This window comes from Streptomyces sp. NPDC127084 (assembly GCF_042724175.1).
Lineage (GTDB): Bacteria > Actinomycetota > Actinomycetes > Streptomycetales > Streptomycetaceae > Streptomyces.
Map to the genome: position 1 here is coordinate 1 of NZ_JBHXFA010000397.1, position 1,205 is coordinate 1,205.

Sequence of the window (1,205 nt, forward strand, 5' to 3'; positions counted from 1 at the left end):
CCGCATCTGCCAGGGCGAGAACCCGCCGAAGGTGCTGATCCTGACCACCTTCGACCTCGACGAGTACGCCTTCTCCGGGCTGAAGGCCGGCGCCTCCGGCTTCATGCTCAAGGACGTGCCCCCCGGCGAGCTCCTCACCGCGATCCGCTCCGTGCACAGCGGGGACGCCGTGGTGGCGCCCTCGACGACCCGCCGCCTCCTGGACCGCTTCGCCCCGATGCTGCCCGCCACCGGCAAGGAGCCGCAGCACAAGGAGCTGGAGCGGCTCACCGAGCGCGAGCGCGAGGTCATGATCCTCGTCGCCCAGGGACTGTCCAACGGCGAGATCGCGGCCCGCCTGGTGCTGTCCGAAGCGACCGTGAAGACCCACGTCGGCCGCATCCTGACCAAGCTCGGCCTGCGGGACCGGGTGCAGGTGGTGGTCCTGGCGTACGAGACGGGGCTGGTGCGGGCGGGCGGGCACGGCTGACGAGCCGCTGGTCACCGGGTGGGTGCCGGCTATCTGAGGATGCCCTCCAGGAAGTCGCTGCCCAGGCGGGCCACCATCGTGACGTCCAGTTGGTGCAGGACGTAGCGGCCGCGGCGGCGGGTGGTGATCAGGCCGGCCTTCTTCAGGACGCCGAGGTGGCGGGATATCTCCGGGGCGGTCATGCCGTGCACCTGGGTCAGCTCGCTGGTGGTGAACGCGCTGCGGGCCAGGCTGCGGCACAGGCGCATGCGGACCGGGTGGGACAGGGCGGTCATCCGCAGGGTCAACTGGTCCAGGGAGGTCGGTGCGGCGAGCTTGGGCGTGTTGTGCACGGGGTAGTGCACGACGGGCTGCCAGCCGTATCGGTACAGGACCGTCAGGTGCGGCCAGCCCAGGGCCGTGGGGACCAGGAGGAGGCCGCCGTCCTGGGTGGCCGTGCGGCCGGTGCCGAGTTTGTCGATCGTGATGCGTGTGGCGGTCTCGTCGAGGGTCACCGCGGTGGACATCGACGTCAGCGCCTCCGCCAGGCCTTTGTGGTGCAGGAGGTCCGTCTTGTGGCGGGCGTCGGTGGCGAGCTGGGGGTGCATCCGGGACCAGGTGTCCGCGAAGAACGCCTCGTCGCAGTCCTCCAGGAACTGCCGCAGCCAGGCCCTGGTGCGCGGCGGATCGTCCAACAGCCTCTCGGTGAAAGCCAGTTGATGCGGGCCCCGCGCCGCCGCCTGCTCCAGGGCGCGCC

General features: G+C 71.2%; 2 protein-coding genes. One reads left to right on the top strand and one right to left on the bottom strand.

The genetic code is table 11. The features are described 5' to 3' along the window. Positions 1–469, top strand: a 469-nt coding sequence (locus tag ACFWI9_RS34505) for a LuxR C-terminal-related transcriptional regulator (protein WP_387169297.1), incomplete at its 5' end; no start/stop codon positions are given. A 29-nt stretch (positions 470–498) separates the two neighbouring features. On the opposite strand, the gene ACFWI9_RS34510 is transcribed toward ACFWI9_RS34505, so the two are convergent. Continuing rightward, positions 499–1,205 (bottom strand): DUF5937 family protein (locus ACFWI9_RS34510; RefSeq protein ID WP_387169299.1); only part of this gene is annotated, 707 nt, incomplete at its 5' end.